This is a genomic window from Paraliobacillus salinarum, assembly GCF_014083865.1.
Lineage (GTDB): Bacteria > Bacillota > Bacilli > Bacillales > Amphibacillaceae > Paraliobacillus > Paraliobacillus salinarum.
Window position 1 is genome coordinate 183,905 of sequence record NZ_JACEFA010000003.1, and the last position, 20,538, is coordinate 204,442.

A 20,538-nucleotide genomic window follows, 5' to 3' on the forward strand; every position below is an offset into this window, starting at 1 on the left:
TTAGATAAGTGCTTTTAGTAAGATCGACATGTATTACAGGAGGGATAGGATGAATAATGACACATGGTATCATTATATCGAGCAGCTGCATGCACACATTAAAAAACAAGATAAAAGAATTCATGACTTATCCATTCGAGTAAACCAACTAGAATCAGAACAGAAAAATGTCCCTTCAAATACTACGATTGAAAAATTAGAATACCACTTTGACCAATTAAAGATTGAGCGTATGGATGGAACATTACACATTGGTTTTTCTCCTGAAGATCTTGCAAATGTAGAAGACTTCTCTGTTCCATTACAGCAGCGAGAGAAGCAATTAAATCAACCTCAACCTTTACTTGCTCAATTGGATGCATATATTTATCAAGTTGGCCCTACCTTGCTTGATCAAATGGCAAGAGAAGCAAATCGTCCGATTGATGAAACTAAGAAAAACCTTATTATTCAAGATATACGTAAGCAGTTAGCTGAACGTATATCTTTCTATAGTAAAGAAGCAGATAAACAACAGATACAACAAAAAAATAGTAGAGAAAAATTTATTTTCAATAAAATTAAAGAAGAAATTGATTATGGGTTACGAGAATATTTTAAACAGTAGGAGTGAAGCATATGTATTTTGAAGTGCATAATTGGGGATTAAATGTTGGTGGAATAGATATTACTGCAATAGCTTCTTCATCTGTTTTTCTTGTAGGGGATAATGATTGTATGCAATTACAATCTTACTACGATACACCTCCAGAATCTTATATCGTTGGCTCCCTTGTTCCATTAAGTCGAGAGGACGGTGAGAGTATAACCAATGTCTCGGACATCAACAATTAAATTAGTTCGAGTAAATAACATGATTAACTCTTGCATCTTTGAAATTGGTGATGCTACCATTCTAAAGCCAAAAGCAAATGTCATTGCCATACAAAAAGAAGGTGGTATAAAATCTGATGAAGGATATTCATTTAGCAATTATCCTCTTTTTAGCAAAAAATTTGCCCCTTTACCAAAAACAATAATACAAAAAGCTACATTTAATCATAATAACAATATTCATGTTAATGCGATTGATATAACAGGTGTAACAGCCGCTTCTGTTGTACAGCTTGGAAATGTAAATACCATTGACGCTGAATCAAGGCTTAAGCATATTCGAATTTTGCAATCGGATGAACAGTCAGACGAACAAGTTCATATGATAACTAAGAAGAACGATTAAAGAAGGTGGATGATATGCCAGCGATAGTCGGACCAATTAAAATTGTTTCAGTTGGTGGCGGAGTGGTTAATTTTGGAGATAGTTTTTATTTATCACCAAAGAGTTCATCAAAAACATCTGCAGGATCAGGTGCTTTCAATACTGGCGATTTTATTAATACGAATAGTGGTTTAAATGCAACAAACACACTTGATCCAGATGCCGTTGATCAAGTCATGAGTGCAAACGCATAAAGTGGGTCCTCCCACTTTTACATAAAAAGATGATTAGATTTAAATCTAATCATCTTTTTACACTATCCTTATATTTCGATTAACTTACTAGTTGAAAAGAAATATAAATATTTCTTAACTACTGGTTGTTTCCATATCTCTTCTAATGCTTTTGCATACAAGTTTAATTGTATACGATATCGTTCAGCTAAATGACTTTCTTCTGTACCTTCCTGGATACGATCCGTTTTGTAATCGATTAAAATCCAGCCATCTGATGCTGGTACAATTAAATCAATTACCCCTTGAATGAACACCCGCTCTTCTTCATCTGAAGACCAATTAGGATAGACCTCTTTTGCACTTAAGGTTAGACTAAACGGAACTTCTCGATAGATTTCTTCATTTTTCATTTGTAACATATTTGCGGCAATATCTGTCTTAAAGAAAGCTGCAATCGCATTGGCATCAATTGCATCTGCTTGGTTTTGAGTTAATATCTCTTTCGTTACCATCTCTTGAACAGCCTCTAAAACTTCTTCTTCTTTCCACACTTTTGTAAATGGTAATTGCTGCATGACTGTATGCATTGCTGTTCCAATTTCTGATGCACGTAGCTTTTGTTCTTTCTGCATGAAAGCAGGTCGTTTTGTGATAGGCGCTTTAAAATCTTTAATTAACTGCGTATCACTGTATATATCTTTTACTTCGTGTTGTCTTTTTAATTTAGTAACTGTTTGCTTTGCTCGATAATTCGCAGCTTGCTCATACGGATAGGAAAATGTTAACCGTTCTTGTACTTTCTTATCTAAGGACTCATCCGTGTCTAAAATTGGTTGCCACTCACTTATCTTCTGTTCCACATGCATCTTTGTATGTTCTAATTCAGATGTTTGTACACGATACATGTTGGCATGTTCCAATTGAATATCCCATTTAGAATGATCTTCAGCAATCGTAATTGGAGCTTGGGCGGAATCTTTCTCTCGTAATGGAGTTGCTTGTTGATGACGAATCAGACTAGAACCAACCCAATCTAAATAAGTGTTCGTTTCTAAACGGTAATGAGCAGGTAACACCCAGTCTGGATGATCGATAACTTCTTGCCATTTGCTCAATTTCTTGTCTAAAGATGCAACAGATCCAATCATGACTAATTTCTCTTTTGCACGGGTAAGCGCAACATATAGTACACGCATCTCTTCTGCCCAGCTTTCTTGTTTCATTTGTTGCTTCAATGCGTGATAAATAAGTGTTGGATACATAATTCTTTTTTCTGGATCAATGTATTTACTACCGAAACCAAGGTCCTTGTGTAGTAAATATTTCTGTTTTAGATCCTGCTGATTAAACTGTTTATCCATCGCACCCAAGATCACTACTGGGAATTCTAATCCTTTACTTTTGTGAATCGTCATGATTCGCACAACATCTTCTGATTCACCTAATGCTCTTGCTGCACCAAGGTCATCTCCTTTTTCCTCCATGCGATCAATTAAGCGTAAGAAACGAAATAAACCTCTAAATGAAGTGGATTCATAGGAACGAGCTCGATCATATAACGCTCGCAAGTTAGCTTGTCTTTGTCTACCTCCAGGAATGCCACCAACGAAATCATAATACCCTGTGTCACGATACACTTGCCATATAAGTTCTGCGAGTGATCCTTGTCTTGCTTGTGTTCGCCATGATTCTAAGTTTGTTAAAAAAGTAGATAACTGCTTCTGTTTGATTCGGTCAGACATTATACTTTGATATGCCAATAATGCCTCATAATAGCTTACGCGCTTTTTAGCTAAACGGATTTCTGCTAGATCATTCTCATCCAAACCTACTATTGGTGACCGTAATACACTTGCAAGTGGAATATCTTGCTGAGGATTATCTATCACTCTTAATAAGTTAATCATGACTTTAATTTCAATTGCTTCTAAATAGCCGCTTGCTATCTCCGCATATACTGGAATTCCTTGCTTTTTAAGCTCCTCCATAATTGTAGGTGCCCATGTCATGGAACGCATTAAAATGACGATATCACGGTATTGTATCGAACGTTTTTGACCTGTCGCTTTGTCCATTACTTGCATTGCAGGTCGATCTGGATTTCCGATCCAGCTTTGTATTCGTTTTGCGTAAGCTCTTGCCTCAATTTGTGCTTTCTCCAAATCTTCCAGAGTTTCTTCCTCTGTTTCTGCTTCTGTTTCTTTTGTATCTCGATCAATGATAACTACTTCAGTATTCGGGTTTTCTAACGGCAATTCATCATAAGATAGGTTGCCATAAATTAATTCAGCATCTTGATCATAAGCAATTTCACCTACTTCTTCGTCTAACAATTGACGAAAGATGTAATTCGTTGCTGTTAATACTTCTTGCCTACTTCTGAAATTTCGGGCAAGATCAATTCTTTTTTCATCATTTGAAGACTCTGCAAATCGTTTATACTTGTTAATAAATAATGACGGTTCCGCATGTCGAAAACGGTAAATACTTTGCTTTACATCGCCTACCATGAACATATTTCCAAGATCTTTTCTTGTTACTAAGGATAGAATTGTCTCTTGAACTAGATTGGTATCCTGATATTCATCTACTAAAACCTCTGTAAATTTAGCTTGCATCGCTTGAGCAACTTTAGAAGGCAAAATCTGATCTGATGTTGCATCATCTGCTAATAAAAGTTGTAAACAATAATGCTCTAAGTCGGAAAAATCAACAAGTGCTTTTTCCTTTTTTATAGCTGTGTAACTTGCTTTAAAAGCTTTAACTAATGTGACTAACTCTTTCATTAATGGATATAGTGCTTGCATGTCAGCTAAATAATCAGTTAGCTTTCTCGAGAACCAATTGTCGGAAAGTTCATTCCAACGTTTTTTATATTTATTACGTATGGATTTCACTTTTTCTTTGGTTTCTTCATTGCATTCCACTTTTTTTCTTGATAAAGCTGCAAACTTAGCTTCCATAAAATGAGTACGCGTGTCTTCCCAACTGAATGCTAATTTTGCTTTCCCTTCTTGAATCATGACTAAATCAGCATCAATAGCTTCTGCATAATGATAAGGCCCATCACTTTCTCTTGTTTTTTCTAAAGCCTGCTCTGCCTCACTTTGCATAGCATTAAGCTGTCTGTGCACATCTTCTTTTAATATAGTTAACCATGGTAGATCCGCTTCATCAGCTTCTAGTGCAATTGCATACATTTCCACTATTTGATCCAGCCACTCTTCTGGCCAAGGATTCTGCATAGCGAAATCATATAGCTTTAAAATCAATTCTTCTACTTCCACATCACTACGGTCACTAGAAAAGCTATCTACTACAGTAAAAAAAGCTTGTTGCTCATTTGTTTCTTTTCCATACCACGTTTCAAATAAATCATCCATCACTTCTTGTCTCAGCATATCCGCTTCGATTGTATCAGCAATTCTAAAGCTAGGATCAATATCTAATAAGTAAGCATTTCGACGAATCAAATCCATACAAAAAGCATGTAATGTAGAAATGGATGCTTGCTGTAATAATGCCAGTTGTTTTTTCAAATGATTCGATTGTGGGGAAACTTCTAAAGCCGACTCTAGTGCTTCTGCTACCCTATTACGCATTTCCTGTGCTGCAGCGTTCGTAAACGTTACAACTAACAGGCTGTCAATCGCTACTGGATTTTGTTTATCGATAAGTTTCTGAATAATTCGTTCAACTAATACTGCTGTCTTACCAGACCCAGCCGCAGCCGCTACTAATGTATCTGTACCACTTGTATATATTGCTTGTTCTTGTTCTTTCGTCCACTGCGGCATTACCTCTCCTCCTTTTGCTTAATTTTTTCTACTATTTCTTCGTCTTTTAATTCTTTTAAGCGACGATAATTATTCTCTGGTAATGTCGTGTCAAATTGACAGACAGATCGAAAAGGACAATACGTACAAGCTACTTGTTGCTTTTGCTGGTATGGATTTAGCGAAACACCACCATTACTTATATCTACACCTGCTTCAATCATTAATTGACGCACATAAGTCTGTAGCGATTCAAACGTTTCAGAAGTTGCTGTGTTGGAACCACTTCTGAAATTTCCGTCTTTTTTCAGACCTGCTGGAATCACTGTGCTCATTCCGCTATCCAAGCTCGTATCCATCATTTTCACAATGGATTCATCCTCTAATAACAAACCTTGCATTTTAAATTTTTTAAATAATTTCTCTTCAATGGTCTGTTCATTTAATGCACTGTTTTCTGACAACATCGGGTTATGCACATGAAAATAAAGAACACCGGCAGGTAAAGCCTGAAGTCCTAACCATTTCTCTGCGTTCGTTAAAATGACATCCAAGTATGCTAACATTTGCAAGGATAACCCATAATATACTTCTACTAGATTTAGCCCTTTTGCACTTGATTTATAATCAACAATTCGTAAATATAAAGGATCCACTTCATTCGCTTGGTCTACTCGATCAATTCTCCCTCTTAATAATAATTCATATCCGTTCGGCAATGATAAACGTAATGGATCTAATGGGCTATTAGATAAACCGAACCCAAGTTCTAAACCAACAGGTGAAAAATTACTCTTTCTTGATTGTTCACTCAATACAAATGTTGCTCTTGCGATAATTCGCTCTAATTTGGTTTTCATATAGTAAAACCGATTTGAACTATGCAAAATTTGATGTTGCAAAATAGGTGCTAATTTCTCAACAGCACGCTTTGCATAAGTAGTTGCTTGTTCTTGATAAACATGATGAAAGCTTTTGTCCTCTGCTTGAATCCATTCTGTAATTTGCTTTAAGGCTTCATGAAATAATTGTCCGATATCAGGTGCATCTAGCTTATATGTTTGACGCTCGGTTAATCCCAGACTATATCTAGCAAAATGTTGATAAGAACAACGGTAATAGGTTTCTAGCCTTGATATACTTGCTTTAATTTGCTTTGGATATAACTGTTCAACTGTATCTTTTTCTAAATTCACTGGTTTATTTTGATAAAGTAAGCTTTGCAAGATGGCATGCGTTTTCCCATGCTTTTCTTGATGATTAACAAACCAATTAAACACACTCCACCAAATCGGATCAATAGGGTAGTTTCTTTGGTGCTTTGCTAACTGTGCCGTCAAAGCGGATCGCGTTTTGTTTGGTGTCGTTACAAATCGATCTGCTTCTTCCATCTCTTCTGGATCTTGTAATAAAATAACCGTTTCCTTTGTTCTCGGGAATAAATCATATATGCGCTTAATTAATGGAGAAGCTATCTTTGCTTTTCCCTCTGTATCACTAAGCGGATAGCTAATCCATAATTTTTCTGTAGCAAGGGTAAATGCTAAATAAACATAAAACCAATCATCAATCAATTGTTGTTTTTCCCCATCTGCTAATTGCAATCCGTGGGTCCCTAGTAGTACTCTATCTTCTTCTGACAATACACCATCTATCTTCGGCTTCATTGGCCAAGTTCCTTCATTCACTCCTAAAAGTAGTGATGCCTTTATTCCAGTCATTCGAGATCTGTCAATTGTCCCTACTACTACATGATCGATGCTTGGTGGAACATGTGCAAAGGTTAACGTATCTAGCCCCGCTTCTAAACTTTGTTGAAACAGCTGTAATGAAATCGTTTCAGAACCAGTTAATTCAACCATTTCATCTAAAAGTTGTAATACTGCGTCCCAAACTTGTTCTTGTTCCTTAGCAACCTCCAATGCACCTTCTTGTTCGAATTGATCACGAAGATATTCCAGTTGGTCAGGTACTCCCAAATGCTCCAACCATTCATATAGTGCAGCAGCTTTTTCCTCAATCGTTTCTGCTGCTCGCAATTTCCTATCTAACGGTTCAAGTGCTTGTACAACTTGATCACGATAACAATTGATTCTTTCCTGTTTTTCTTTCTCGTAATCTGTTTGACCGGCTTGTTCAAAACCCTTAAAACGTTGAAAAATCCACGGTTTATCACTTAACCATTGTTTTCTTCCGCGAATACCGTATTCAAGTACATAATTTTCTAATGTATCGATTGCATCCATATCTAATGGATCTTTTTGATTACTTGTTGGTATTAGTCCTGTTTTTAAGACACGGAAAAGTGTGTCATAACGCCAGTTGCCAACAACAACATCCAAAGCTGAACGAATTAATTCTACTAATGGATGATGTAGCATCGTTCTTTTTTCATCAATAAAGGCAGGAATATGATAATCTTTAAAAATTGTTGCAATGAGATCATGATATACATCCGGTTCTCTTGCTAAAACAGCAATGTCTTGGTAACGAAATCCCTCTTCTCTAACTAGACGCAAAATCTCTTGCGCCGCTCCTTCTACCTCTGCCCGCGGATGTACTGCTTGTGCTAGTTGGATTGGTGCTTCATGTTGATAACTTGGAGCTGGTCTAGTATCAAAAAATTTCTCTAAATGAATAAATGCCGGAGCTAGTCTATCTTTCTCTTCAACTAGAACCTCTGTTTTCGATTCAAGTCCTAATTCATCTGCTAGCTCATTTAAAGTTTGATAGGTTTCTTTCGTTTGAGAGAAAATATCAAATGACTCTGTTGGTTCTTGTGGTATTTGATTTAAAGTGAGTGTAATTGTAGTATGTTTCGCTTGCTTCATTAACATACCGATTACCTCTTGCTCTTGTGGTGTAAACCGGTGGAAACCATCAATATAAATCGTTGCATTTTTTAAAAAAGTTACTTGTGACATTTTGTCTATTAATAAATTAAGCTGATCTTCTTGATCAATGTATTTTCCGTCTAATACACTTACCAGTCTTTCGTACAGATAATATAAATCCTCTAATTTTTGTTTTAGCCCTTTTTCATTAGGTGTTAAATGCTTAAACTGGTCCATTTCTTCTATTTGCATAGCTAGAAGTTCCGGTGTAATACGATAACGTTTAAATTCGGTAATGATCGATTCAATTTGTTCAATAAAACCGTGCTTCTCTATAGATTTTTGGAACATTTGCCAATCGCTTGCTCGCTCTTCGATGATTTTTCGAAGCATCATTTGTAAACCTGTTGAGCTGATAAACTGTTTTGTTGCCCCGCCAGTTTCTTGTAAAACCCGCCAAGCTAATCGTGAGAAACTAAGTACCTGCGCTCGTATACTTCCATTTATTTCATCTTGTAATAATGCATATTCTTGTTGGAAAGTCATTTGGTCCGGTACTAAATAAATAATTGCGTTTCCTCTTGGATCTTGTTTTAATTCCTCTTTTATTTCTGTTAGGCATTGGTTACTTTTCGATACCGCGGCATTACCTATTAAAAAACGGACACTCATTTCTTTTCTCTCCTCACATACTTCAATCGATTGTCTGTTCGCTCCTTCCATTTTAACATGATTACATGATAAGAACACTGCTCCTTTATATAAAAAAATAGTAGAATAGAAACATCCTATTCTACTATTTTTATTCACTATCTTCTTTTATTTGTGTGATTTTATCCCTTTTTCGCAGCCATTTCTCAATTATTTTACCCAATATCCAAAACAGAGATATACTCACTCCAACTACAATTGTTTTTACAGGATTTTGAGCAAAAGAAGCGATACTACTACCTACATATGCAATAGAAAAAATCATCACTGTTTTCCCTAACAATACTGCTAGTCCAAACTGATATATATTTATTTTAGATAAACCCGCAACAGTGTTGATGATTGCGGACGGCGAAAAAGGAAAGCACATTAATATAAATAGTGGTCCAAATCCGTGACGCTCAAGCCAATTCGTTACTCGTTCCACCTGTTTATTACGGCGTATCCAAATAAAAAGACGCTTGTTACCAAGTTTTCTAATTAATAAAAACACAGCCATTGCACCAGTGCTTGCACCTGCCCAAGATAAGATGAAACCTTCCCATAATCCATATGCAGCAGAGTTAGTAAGGACAAAAACAACTAATGGTAAAAATGGTAGAAATGCTTCAATGAAAGGGAGTAAAAACCCTGGTAACGGGCCAAAACTTTCGTATGTTCTTAATAGTTGCTTTAAAACCATGTCATATTGATCTGCTTCAATTAATTGTTGTATTTCATTTAATGTGGTTGCATTGTTACCTAGTACATACATATTACATTTTCTCCTCCGCCTACGCAGCTTTCTTTCTCTTTCGATGTTCAAGTTAGGTGCAATAAGTCAACATCGACTCATTTCCTTCGTCGTGTTTCCTTTATCTCCTACGGTGCCGTCCAGTCCATACGTTGCTGAACAGGTGTTTTCGCTTTTATTATCTAGCTCAAACACCTAGCAACTAGTGTACTTCCTTCACCTCTGTACGATAAGTCAACATCGACTCATTTCCTTCGTCGTGTTTCCTTTATCTCCTACGGTGCCGTCCAGTCCATACGTTGCTGAACAGGTGTTTTCGCTTTTATTAATAGTATTACACTTTTTATTTTAATGTAAACCTTTCTGTTTGCCTATCGTTTCCTATTTAACTTTTGTTATTTTTTCCGCTTCATAACTATTTTAGTATATTTCGTTTTCAAATAACATAAAATACAGTATAATAGAACGTACGTTCTATTATACAGCTTAGTTTTTTTACAGAGGAGGGGATTAAATGTGTTACTTAACAGATTCTGAATATGCACTTGGATCCCGCTTTCTCTTTCTTTCGATGGCTATTATCGTTATCCAAAACGACCTAGCCTCTTTTGAGAAAGGGAATGATATTAAAATAAAAGAACCTTATACAGCATTATTAACTACGATGGAAAACCGCGCTATTGCTGAAAGACAACAATTAAAAAAATATATGAGGAAACAACGATTGCATGTCACTCGTTTGGAAAAAACGGAAACTTTCTCTTCGTATTTATATGTTTGCAATGGCAGAGAAGAGCAACGGAATTACTTTAACCCCACTATTCGAACAAAAGTAGCCTCGATTATCTATGAATTAATGCATCAAGCTCTCCCTACAATCAAATCCCCTTACAAATAATTTATCCCCTTATTATAAATAAGGGGATAAATTATTATATGGTTATAAAGGTAATACTATCTTCAGTTAAAGATAAAAAAATCATCATCCTCTCCTTCATTATTTTTATTAGATGTGTTTCGTTTTTTAAATTTCATTCTCTCTTCTAACAGATAACGGAATTGAGCAGTTCGCTGAAGTTGATTAAGCATGGAGCCATAAGAAACATCTAAAATAACAGACTTTCCATTTTTAAAAATAAACTCTGTCTCGTTTTTAGGTGTTCGACGTATTGTATGAACATAGGAGTGTGATATCCAAGAACAAAATGGTTGTTGAGGAGAAACAGTTGGAAAAAAATACATGCCTAACACTACAAAAATATAGTTTTAAAAGTATAATAAAACACCTACAACACAACGTTTTAGCAATTTTACTTAGAAATGAATAAAACGATATTTTGATTAAAAATGTATCATTTACAGTATCACAAGCAAAAGCACCTACTTTAATTAGCAGGTGCTTTTTTCATTTACACCGAACATCACATACGCCAAGTTTTAAATAGTTAAGTCTTTTGGTTTGGGAAGAATTAAAGAGATATAAGTAGGCGATTTAAACATCCTACTCAATTTCATTATTATTCATCTATAAATTCAACACGTCCAATAAAATCTGCCACAGTGTAAGGATCAAATGGCTCTACATATATTGTATAAGCATTATCTAAAACTTCTTGAGCAAGTTGACGATTCTCTTCTTCTGATTGTGCAGCTTGATAATGAGACGGATTAGGATAAATCGTGATATATCCGTCTCTATTGGATGTGTAGCTAATGTGATTGGAATCCGTAACAGTGCTAGATAAATGCGTTACCTCTTCTGGATACACAATATCATCATCAATTTGAAGGACTGGGTCACCAGCTGAACTATGGTTTATGTTAACAACAGGATCTTCCCACAAAAGCCATTGATCTAAACTCGGCGCACCATTTATTGTCAAAATAATTCGTGCATAATCAATTTCTGATTGATTATAGTGAGTTTGTAAATCCTGACTAGACATAGAATAAAGTGATTGTCCATTTGCAATTGAATGCATAATTTTTTTATCATCTTCATAACGTAGCTTGAATTGTTCTGTTCCACTTTCGCTATGAAACCCCCACTGTTCATCTTTGTCACTATCTAAATCAAGTGTTAAAACATTTCCTTCTACAGTTTTATCCAAAATAGTTGATGTCATATCAAAATCCCATCGATTAAAACTTTGGAAAAAATCGTCTCCTAACACTATGATGTGTGACATTCCTATAGGAGATTCATACGGCTCTCCTTCAAAATTAACATATGTTCCTTTAAAATCTTTATATGTATAAGTTAATTCTTCACTCGCTTCCATCTCCTCTGGGTCATCAACAATCGCAGCGTTAGTTTCTTCTTCACTTACTTCTTGTGGAGTAGTTTCTTCCTCTGTAGGTGCATCTTCTGCGCTGGTACAACCAGTTATAAAGAAGATGGCCATTAAAATTAAGATTAAATAGTTTAATTTCTTTTTCACTTTAAGATTCTCCTATAATAGTTTTATATTATTCTTTTTAAAAATTAATCACGGGTAAAATGAAGCCAAATAAACTTACTCCGATAAGTAAGCATGAGATGTGATCACTTTTTCCTTTCCATAAAATACAAAATTGTTATATTATGAGACATTTGTCTCAAACTCTTTATAAATGTCAATTAGATCTTTTTTTAAGTAAGTTACTGTATCATTATCTGGTTTAATTATTAAGTAATCTCTATCTTCTCCGATTAAATAACCACATAGTGATTCATTAGTGTTTTTAACGAAATTGTATTTTTTTAGATTATGTGTAAACGCATAGGTAGCCATGAGGCCAAATAAATTTGAGGCTTGTACCAATTGATATAGAGAAAGTATTATACACAACAAAAATAGATTCTTAAAATCGTTAATATTCTGCCCACTTAATAATGTGAAAAAAAACATCCCATTAAGAAATCCCGATAAATTAATATATAAATAAGTCCATTTATCTAATTCTGAATATTTCTTGAGATCAGGATTGTAAATGTTTTTTTTATTAAAAATCTGATTTGTTTTTTCTTTTAATTTCTTATTAATTTTTTTCGTCATAATAATAAAAAATGCCAAACTTGAAGAGATGTATAAAACAATTATCCATAATGCAATTTGAGAAAAATTAATATTTTCCATCAAATACATGTCAATAATTGTTTTTACCCCTTCATTATATGTGCCCGAAAATATTGTTATAATCATTCTCGAAACATCTATACTGGAATTTATAAGATCACTGAGCACAAAAATTGGTAAAAAGGCAATAACAAAAGCACTAAAGTATATAGAAATCATGGTTATACTAAAAGATTTGCTTCTAGATTTATTGAGTTCAGACTTATGCATTTGAATAAGTGTATTAGATCTATATGTAGAATTAAAATTAATTATCCCGAAAATAGATGGTATTATTATTAGTAAAAGAACTTTCCAATCCACATTATCCCTCCTTCAAAATAATATTTCGACAAAAAATAACTTTATCCTTCAAATAAATTTAAAGGAGATATATTTCTAATATCGAATATTGTAGATAAATAAATTCATAAGGAGCTGATCTGATGCAAGCGTGGAATTTTAAAACGTATACAGTTGATTATGACGGAACTTCTTTCAACGTACATCACAAAGAAAAGCAACACAGAATAACAACTAAAGATGAGCAGGAACTTAATTATTTTATGAAACGATTTAATGGTGGTACAGGTGTAAACGGAGCTGTTAGTGATGATGGTTTAGTTTTGTATATTGATTAGATGCATTATGAAATTAAGAGAGGTGTTAAATGATGTTATTTTCTGAAAGAGTGGGATTAAAACCTGTTAAAAATGCTATACAAATAGATTCTGTAGATGATGATCTACGTAACGGTTTATGGAATGTTTTTTATAATTTGTTTTTTGAACAGAACGATGAAATATATATATATAATAGTTCGCTTAGAACGCTTATGAAAAATATACAAATCAATTATTTTAAAAAACCAATTGATGAAACGGATACAAGACCATTATATTTTGTTTCTGAAATTAAAGATTACTTTTTTAACACAGTTAAATGGTACGAAGTTTATGATCTGATAGAATTTATAGCTCAAAATCATCCAGATGAATATCTTAGTGGACAGTTTGAAGGTTACTGCAATAATGTACTAGAGAAAGAGGTATCTGCATATCGCTTTGTAAGTGGTCGTATAACCCAACTTACTCAACCAGAAGAGATACAAGAAATAGAAGATGCAATTACTAACCCTTGTACAAATCAACTTGTTAAAAAACATATTAATCAAGCCTTATCTTTTTTATCAGACAGACAACAACCCGACTATAGAAATTCTATAAAAGAATCCATTAGTGCCGTTGAAACAGTAACTAAAGCAATAGTTGGTGATCAGAACACAACTTTAGGGAAAGCTCTAAATAAAATAGAGGAAAATGGAACTATCCAACTTCATAAAGACTTAAAAGAAGGGTTTAAGAAAATTTATCATTATACTAGTGATTCTGGAGGAATTCGACACGCTTTAAAAGATAATAATAATGTTGAATTTGAAGATGCGAAATTTATGCTTGTTTCGTGTTCAGCATTTTGTAATTATCTAATTGATAAAGCACGAAAATCGGATATTTCCATTAATTAAAGGAGCACAACTAAGTGCTCCTTTTTATTTTAATATCCTTTAGACTTAAGAACAGCCTTTATTTTTCTCCGTGTTTGTGGTCCATAAATACCGTCCACATCGTACGGAAGATAGACCTTCTGGAAACGAGTAACAGCATCTTCTGTTTTATTTCCATACCATCCGTCAACTTTTCCAACTTTAAAGTAAATAGCATTTAGCGCTCGTTGAATATCTTCTACATCTTCAAACGAGCCACGTTTACCACCTTTTTTATAATGCTTCCATACGCCACCTGGAAGTGGATACTTATAAGATGACTGTGGTTTTTTCGGTTCATCTGGCTTCGTGTAAGAATTTTGTGCTTTTCCTAAATTAATAACTTGGCCAATCTTTAAACGTTTTGGATCTACATTAGGATTAGCAACAATTAAATCATTAACGCTTATACCAGCAAGATTATTTGCAATTCCCCAGAATGTGTCACCCTCTTGTATCTTATATTGATCAGGAATAGCATCAGGTTTTTTCGCATCTAAAAATTTAAAGGCTTCTTTATAATTATAAACACAACATGCTTTCCAACTGTAACCAGGCATTTGGTTGTGCGATTTATCTTTGCTGCCAATACCATCTTTAACTAGCGCTTCTTGCAACTCGTCAATTGTCGCTTTAGTTGCATCATCTAACTTGTCATATCGATAATCACCAGCTACACAAATGCCTAAAGCAAACTGATTACTGTTACCAGAGTGATAAGTGCGTTTGTCAATATCATGACAATAGACAATACGAGCACGTTTACCATTTGGTGTGTCTACTATGTTTTTAGGCTCAATCACAAAAGTATAGCCAATCCCTGGCCATCCAAGACTAACATGATACCTAGCAAAACCTGCAGCATCAGACCCACCTAATTTTTTCTTTGTTAAACTATGATGCCAAACGCGAGTAGTGATTGACTTTATACGTTTAGAATACTCTCCATCTTCTTTTAATCCTTCTCGTTTATCAATCAACTGTGGTAATCTTTCAAATGCATATCCCACAATAACATCTCCTTTCAAAATAAAAAGGAAACTGCGTTATGCAGCATCCTTCGTTCTTCCTTCTCTTTTATTTACTGCTAACTCAAATAATCCTGTTCCTGCTAAGCCTGCGAATCCACCTGCCCATAATCTTAAAATCAATTCAAGGTCAGAAAACGGATAACCTGCTGCACCCACCACTAATCCAATCACTAAGCTAATCAAAGGAATAATGTTCTTTGGCAAAGATACGGTACGTTTAACTAACTCAACTACTGCAGTAACGATTGGCAATAACACTGTTGCAAAGATTAATACTTGTTCCATGTGTATCACCTCCTTTAAAAGGAAATACCTCCCTTTCTGTCGAATAATGACAAAGAAGGGAGGTGAAGTAAATGAAATTTAAAAGTAACGGTTTTGATGATTTAAATAAAGAACTGAAAAAGATGCAAAAAGCTGCTAGTGAAATGGAAAAAGGAGAAGAAGTTCCTTTTGGTAAACTATTCAATAAAAGCTTTATGGAAGAAAATACACAATTCAGTTCATTTGATGATCTTCTTCAATCTGGTGGATTTGAAATTACTTCCGAAGAAGACTTTGATGCTATCCCTGAATCAGAACTTGATGAACATGTTGCTAAAACTACAAACTTCGAAAATTGGCAAGATATGCTTGGTTCAGCTACTCAAGAATACGCTGTTAAAAGGTTAGGTTTCTAATTTAAAACCACTTATTTGCTGAAGAGTTTTTAATAGTTGATTATTAAGATCGCTAGCTCTTATAATTAATTGTTGAAGTTCTTCAGCGTTTTTTAGTTTGACATGTCCAACTAATTTTTTATCCAAAATATTTTCACCTCCTCTCAAAAAGCACATTAAAAAATCCGCCCTTTTCTGGACTGATATTATCAATTCTCTTATGCGCTTGTTTGCTTGATTCTTCTACTCTAGTAACTCTTTCATTTAATTCTCCAATACGTTGTTCATTTGCTCTCATATCAATTCTGATATTGTCTACTCCGTTACTTATGTTATCAAGCTTTGTCTCTATAACAGCTTCTCTTGTTGCATCATTTTTTATGTTCTCTTGATGTTTGGTTTGTTGTTTTTGCTTGTTAAGCTGATAGCCCAAGTACGCTATGACCATAGATGTTACTGATATTAATAAACCTAGTTCAACTGACATTCTCGACCCCCTAACTGCATAATAAAAAGCACCCCCTATTGAGGTGCATCATAACTTTTTTTTCTTTCGATCAGCATATCCATTAAACCTATAACATAAGTGTAATCTGCTACTCGTTTTTTAATTAATGGATCCAATAAAAACAACAAAGAAGAAGTTATTACTATGATTCCAAAATTCACATTTAATTCCTTATAATTTGTAATCGAACCAGTTATTGTTGTTACTCCTAGAGTAAAAAGCACACCCATTACCAATATAAAAAAATGATTGTGCTTAGACGATTCACTGGAGGAAATTATTTTTAATTTTAATAGCTCTAACTTAAAAATATTTTCACCTTTTATTTTTTCCGATTTGAAATCTTTGGATTTTTTTAAGATCTTTTCAATTTGCATCTCCAATTTATTAATTTCAGATTCAACTTCTAACAATACTAATCCCTCCTCTATAATCATTTTCGACAAAAAAGAGGAAATTCCTTCATAAATTACAATTATACGGCGGTACCATCATCCAAAATCTTTGTAGATACTTCTTGCCTAACAATGCCCTCTAATGCTGTGAGTGACTCATTGCCTTTGTACTGTTCTGCAGTAAGAGGTATATTTCCGTTAACATTAATAGATCGTTCGCTGTCATAACCTTGAAAATTAACTCTAACCTTATCAATCGCATCGTTATTGTAACTCATAGATACATTTGTAATATTAATTTGCATTTTCATCGTCCTGCCTTTCTGATTTCAATTGTTCATTCTCCGTTTTAAGTCTTTCGTTTTCTTCCAATAAAATAGCGATACGCTTTTTAATAATAGCCATATCGCTTGTCCATTCTCTATTTAAGTTATCAATAATCTTGTTTGCATCTTGCACGCTATCACCTCTCCTTAAACAGCAAACTCAGCTTGTAATCTATTTAATATTGTGGATTCTAGTGCTGGTATATCAGCTGTTGCATTATATTCTGTTGCAGACAACTCTATATCACCATGCAACTGTGTGCCAGCTGTGCGATAAGTAAATCTAACATACACCTTTTCTAACTGTTCATTTTGATCGTATTGATAATCTGTACCCGAAATTGATACTGTCATTTAATCTCTCCTTATACTGCAATTGTACCTGCATATGCACCGTTATAATAAACGTTTAGATTGCCACTTGATGTTTTTTCAAACCAAATATCAGTAGAGCCTACCACTCTTGAATATCTGTTGTCATGGTTATGATTTTTGTTTGCTAAGTTTGCAGTTGCCCATGACCTTGTAGCAACGATGGCGCCACCCATATATAAATTATTTTTAGCTTCTACGTTACCTGTGCTTGCTTTAAGAGTTAGTAAATCATTAAATACTGAATTTTTTCCGTCAGGTTTAATACCTAAAATAAGGTCTTTATCATGCAACGATGCAATAGTTGTCTTATTTCCAGCGTTATAAATATCAAACCCACCAAAACTAGTACCGCCTTGATTATCTGCATAAACTCTTCCAGGAGCAAAGCCGAAATCATTACCATATACACCGTTATATAAACTTGCGCTAAAACCCATTCCGTTAACGGTAAGATCAGATATATAGTTAGTGTATTGGACATTAGGATCAGTAATTACCTTTCCTTCTACATTAATTTCACCCGAAAACGTAGCATTTGTACCAAATACATGGCCATCAAAATTTATACGATTAGCTTGTATATCAATCGTTGTAGCACTTTGATTAATCATTGATGTGATCGTGTTGCCATTGTAATCTGTTTGCGATACTTTTTGACTTATCGCACCATCAAGCGCATTGATACTCTGCTCAGCTGTCGTTACTCTAACACCTAAATTATCTACCACTGTCGATTCTGCTTTAGTATCAACTCTGCCTGCTAATTGTGTGATTTCGGATTCAGCATAATTGTAAACAAAATCTATATCTGCTTGTGTGTCTTCTGGTGCTGGTGTCCAGTCTGTGGCTTTGTTGCCTTTTTCTGTTTTAGGATAAATCCAACCTACAGTTGGAACATTGCCGTCAGCTGTTAAAAATCGAATAATAGCATTATCTTCATCTTGGGTAGCAGTAAAAGTATGTTTCACCTTCCTTGCCTCTAATGGCTGTAGATTTGTATACATATTACCTAAATGACCTACCCATATTCTTGCTTTTGATGTGTCAGTCTCGCTAGGATTAAATACTGGGACACTCACGGTGTACGTTTCGCCTTTTTTTAAGTTCATGTTAAATAAAAAGCCCCAATTATAACCATATAAACTATAAACAACACCATTATGCGTAACTTTATTATTAAGGGAGTCTACAAAATCCTTAGTGCCTATAAGTAAATTCCTACCAACAAACCCAGCAATCGCACCATCAACATAACTAGCATCCACTTTACTACTAATCTGATTAGCTTGTACGCTTAATTGTGCGCTGTTATCTGATACTGTACCACTTAATGTATTAACTTCAGTTTGATCAGCTTTTAAAGCAATAGCTGTTTGATTTTGACCAATCAATGTACTGTTAGAACTTATATTTTGCACAATGCCATCTATATCCGTTTGATACTCTATGACACCTACATAATTAAGAAGTCGATTATCGACCTCGGATATAGTGTATACATCATTTTTGTTGGCTTTGCTAACCAACTGACCATCAACATATTCAATATCTGTTTTATTCGCTAAGTCCGTTGCTATTTCAGTCATTTTATTGTCATAGACTTGTTGTGCTACTGCGTAATTTTTTGCATCGATTAAGGCTTGACCAGATACAATGTCAGCATGATCTTTAGAGTTTGTTTCAGCAATGTTAGCTTGTGTATCAGCATGTGTCTTAGCTGCACTTTCTGCAGCATTGGCTTTTGCGAGTGCATCCGCTTTGGCTTCAGCAAGTTTATCTTTCGCATCTTGTATCGCTCTTGCTTCTTCAGCTGATACTTTATTATCAGCGTGTGCTTTCGCTTGTGTTTCAGCCAGGTTCGCTTCAGCAATCGCAACTGCTTCAGCTGCTGCTTGTGCTTCGTCTGCTTTAAGTTGAGCAAATGTTTTACCGTCTGTGAACACAAATTCGTCTTTATCATCTATCGTCAGCTTGTCATATGTGTACTCAAGCATTTCTGCAGCACTAATTTTTTCTCGCATTTGTTTTTTTAGCAGATTCCAAATAGCATCTACTTCTTCTTGCGTATACTCAACGTAGTCACCAAGTATTACTTTTTTGTTACCTTTTAGCTTAGCTGATCGATGTTGATCAAATACGCGTGCTTCAAGGTATAACGGTGGATTGAATTTTGTATCTTTAATTTTAATCGTATCACCAAAACGGATCTTCTTATTTTCCAATCCTGGCACATGTTCTAAATCAACAATAGTTGTTTCATATTTAACTGATGATTTTATACGCTTGTCTAATGCCGCACGCGTGTATCTGCGCACGTCTTCCATAGTTATATCTAAATCAGACGTTTGCACCTCATGCGTATCCCAAATGTGTTCGCCATTTTCGCCCCATCGCTGTAATGCTTCATCATCGGTAACGATGACTTCTATTCTTGTTCCATCATCACGTTCAGGACCAATTCCTACAAGAGCCGTTACAACATCTTCAGTGTTTTCAATACGTCTAATACCTTGTAGATCAACACCAAATTGGGCAGTACGTCCTCGTGCTTCACCAACACGTTCCAATAAATCAACATAGCGATCTGTTATTCCTTGTTCGTTATGTTCTGCTCTAAATCGTAATTCAAGATCAAATTCTGTTGCAATTCTTTTTAGCAAAGCATAAGGATTTGTGTGCTTTTCAATGCTTATCGTGCGTGTACCTTTTCCTTCAATAATGCCCATTTTCCAAATTGTTTTGTTTGTTGCTTTGGTAACCATTTGTGCAGCAGGCATTGATGTAAATGATTGTGGCCTAATTGGTTCGGCATTACGCAAATTAATATAACTAGCACTCGCATACACCTCAGACAAATGCCCATCTTGGTTATGATACTTATCTGTTTCAAAGATAATAAACTCAACATATGTTCCGTCCTCGTCTGGTACTAACACACGATTACGTTTACTAAGGTATGGACTAAACCGTTTATCTGCAAATGTTTTAAAATAATACGTTTCAAGCGTATTTTCAAGTGACTTATGATGGTCATCATCTATTACATAATCAAACGGTAACACATCTAACTTACGACCATCTTGCCCATCTATGATATGCAGCATATACTCATCAC

General features: G+C 34.8%; 23 protein-coding genes. 8 read left to right on the forward strand and 15 right to left on the reverse strand.

Annotated elements, in window-relative coordinates; all coding sequences use genetic code 11:
- The first annotated feature begins 49 nt into the window (after window positions 1-49).
- Genes gerPC through HP569_RS05020 form a run of 4 tightly spaced genes read left to right on the forward strand, consistent with a single transcriptional unit; the run spans window position 50 to window position 1,452 of the window.
- Complete coding sequence (gerPC, locus tag HP569_RS05005) at window positions 50-607, forward strand: spore germination protein GerPC (protein WP_182200064.1); 558 nt, start codon at window positions 50-52, stop codon at window positions 605-607.
- A gap of 11 nt (window positions 608-618) precedes the next feature.
- Complete coding sequence (locus HP569_RS05010) at window positions 619-834, forward strand: spore gernimation protein GerPD (protein ID WP_182200065.1); 216 nt, start codon at window positions 619-621, stop codon at window positions 832-834.
- Window positions 812-1,219: a spore germination protein GerPE gene (locus HP569_RS05015; protein WP_182200066.1), complete on the forward strand. Its 408-nt coding sequence runs from the start codon at window positions 812-814 to the stop codon at window positions 1,217-1,219. Before HP569_RS05010 ends, HP569_RS05015 begins: the two co-directional genes overlap by 23 nt.
- A 14-nt stretch (window positions 1,220-1,233) precedes the next feature.
- Window positions 1,234-1,452: a spore germination protein gene (locus HP569_RS05020; protein ID WP_182200067.1), complete on the forward strand. Its 219-nt coding sequence runs from the start codon at window positions 1,234-1,236 to the stop codon at window positions 1,450-1,452.
- A gap of 68 nt (window positions 1,453-1,520) precedes the next feature.
- Here HP569_RS05020 and addA read toward each other — a convergent pair whose 3' ends face one another.
- The 3 genes from addA to HP569_RS05035 form a co-directional block, all read right to left on the reverse strand.
- A complete protein-coding gene (addA, locus tag HP569_RS05025) occupies window positions 1,521-5,231 on the reverse strand; it encodes a helicase-exonuclease AddAB subunit AddA (RefSeq protein ID WP_182200068.1) in 3,711 nt (1,236 codons plus the stop codon).
- Window positions 5,231-8,716 (reverse strand): helicase-exonuclease AddAB subunit AddB, encoded by a 3,486-nt coding sequence (gene addB / locus HP569_RS05030; protein ID WP_182200069.1) that lies wholly within the window; start codon window positions 8,714-8,716, stop codon window positions 5,231-5,233. The genes addA and addB overlap by 1 nt, the downstream gene beginning before the upstream one ends.
- 130 nt (window positions 8,717-8,846) lie before the next feature.
- A complete protein-coding gene (locus HP569_RS05035) occupies window positions 8,847-9,509 on the reverse strand; it encodes a TVP38/TMEM64 family protein (RefSeq protein WP_182200070.1) in 663 nt (220 codons plus the stop codon).
- A 493-nt stretch (window positions 9,510-10,002) separates the two neighbouring features.
- Between HP569_RS05035 and HP569_RS05040 the strand changes: the two genes are divergently transcribed.
- A complete protein-coding gene (locus tag HP569_RS05040) occupies window positions 10,003-10,386 on the forward strand; it encodes a YhjD family protein (protein WP_182200071.1) in 384 nt (127 codons plus the stop codon).
- 62 nt (window positions 10,387-10,448) lie between these two features.
- Here HP569_RS05040 and HP569_RS05045 read toward each other — a convergent pair whose 3' ends face one another.
- The 3 genes from HP569_RS05045 to HP569_RS05055 form a co-directional block, all read right to left on the reverse strand.
- Window positions 10,449-10,730 carry a competence protein ComK gene (locus tag HP569_RS05045; protein WP_182200072.1) on the reverse strand — a complete coding sequence of 94 codons (282 nt, stop codon included), beginning with the start codon at window positions 10,728-10,730 and terminating at the stop codon, window positions 10,449-10,451.
- Window positions 10,731-11,005: 275 nt separating this feature from the next.
- Window positions 11,006-11,929 (reverse strand): hypothetical protein, encoded by a 924-nt coding sequence (locus HP569_RS05050; protein WP_182200073.1) that lies wholly within the window; start codon window positions 11,927-11,929, stop codon window positions 11,006-11,008.
- A 141-nt stretch (window positions 11,930-12,070) separates the two neighbouring features.
- On the reverse strand, window positions 12,071-12,910 hold the full coding sequence (locus HP569_RS05055; RefSeq protein ID WP_182200074.1) for a hypothetical protein: 840 nt from the start codon (window positions 12,908-12,910) through the stop codon (window positions 12,071-12,073).
- A gap of 122 nt (window positions 12,911-13,032) precedes the next feature.
- On the opposite strand from HP569_RS05055, the gene HP569_RS05060 reads away from it, so the two are divergent.
- Window positions 13,033-13,227, forward strand: coding sequence for a hypothetical protein (locus HP569_RS05060; RefSeq protein WP_182200075.1), 195 nt, complete (start codon window positions 13,033-13,035; stop codon window positions 13,225-13,227).
- Window positions 13,228-13,256: 29 nt separating this feature from the next.
- Entirely contained in the window at window positions 13,257-14,111 is an 855-nt protein-coding gene (locus tag HP569_RS05065) for an AbiJ-NTD4 domain-containing protein (RefSeq protein ID WP_182200076.1), read from the forward strand.
- A gap of 29 nt (window positions 14,112-14,140) precedes the next feature.
- Here the strand turns inward: HP569_RS05065 and HP569_RS05070 are convergent, their stop codons facing one another.
- Entirely contained in the window at window positions 14,141-15,139 is a 999-nt protein-coding gene (locus tag HP569_RS05070; RefSeq protein WP_182200077.1) for a peptidoglycan-binding protein, read from the reverse strand.
- Window positions 15,140-15,175: 36 nt separating this feature from the next.
- Entirely contained in the window at window positions 15,176-15,445 is a 270-nt protein-coding gene (locus HP569_RS05075) for a holin (RefSeq protein ID WP_182200078.1), read from the reverse strand.
- A gap of 71 nt (window positions 15,446-15,516) precedes the next feature.
- Here HP569_RS05075 and HP569_RS05080 point away from each other — a divergent pair, with 71 nt between their 5' ends.
- Window positions 15,517-15,840 (forward strand): hypothetical protein, encoded by a 324-nt coding sequence (locus tag HP569_RS05080; protein WP_182200079.1) that lies wholly within the window; start codon window positions 15,517-15,519, stop codon window positions 15,838-15,840.
- Here HP569_RS05080 and HP569_RS05085 read toward each other — a convergent pair.
- From HP569_RS05085 to HP569_RS05115, 7 genes are all read right to left on the reverse strand, one after another.
- Window positions 15,829-15,966, reverse strand: coding sequence for a hypothetical protein (locus HP569_RS05085; protein WP_182200080.1), 138 nt, complete (start codon window positions 15,964-15,966; stop codon window positions 15,829-15,831). The two genes, HP569_RS05080 and HP569_RS05085, sit on opposite strands and share 12 nt — an antisense overlap.
- A gap of 7 nt (window positions 15,967-15,973) precedes the next feature.
- Complete coding sequence (locus HP569_RS05090) at window positions 15,974-16,306, reverse strand: hypothetical protein (RefSeq protein WP_182200081.1); 333 nt, start codon at window positions 16,304-16,306, stop codon at window positions 15,974-15,976.
- A 35-nt stretch (window positions 16,307-16,341) separates the two neighbouring features.
- A complete protein-coding gene (locus HP569_RS05095; RefSeq protein WP_182200082.1) occupies window positions 16,342-16,740 on the reverse strand; it encodes a hypothetical protein in 399 nt (132 codons plus the stop codon).
- A gap of 62 nt (window positions 16,741-16,802) precedes the next feature.
- Window positions 16,803-17,000, reverse strand: a complete 198-nt coding sequence (locus tag HP569_RS05100) for a hypothetical protein (RefSeq protein WP_182200083.1) — start codon at window positions 16,998-17,000, stop codon at window positions 16,803-16,805.
- Window positions 17,001-17,016: 16 nt separating this feature from the next.
- Complete coding sequence (locus HP569_RS05105) at window positions 17,017-17,181, reverse strand: hypothetical protein (RefSeq protein ID WP_182200084.1); 165 nt, start codon at window positions 17,179-17,181, stop codon at window positions 17,017-17,019.
- A gap of 14 nt (window positions 17,182-17,195) precedes the next feature.
- Window positions 17,196-17,402 (reverse strand): hypothetical protein, encoded by a 207-nt coding sequence (locus HP569_RS05110; protein ID WP_182200085.1) that lies wholly within the window; start codon window positions 17,400-17,402, stop codon window positions 17,196-17,198.
- An 11-nt stretch (window positions 17,403-17,413) separates the two neighbouring features.
- On the reverse strand, window positions 17,414-20,527 hold the full coding sequence (locus HP569_RS05115) for a phage tail spike protein (RefSeq protein ID WP_182200086.1): 3,114 nt from the start codon (window positions 20,525-20,527) through the stop codon (window positions 17,414-17,416).
- Window positions 20,528-20,538: the final 11 nt, after the last annotated feature.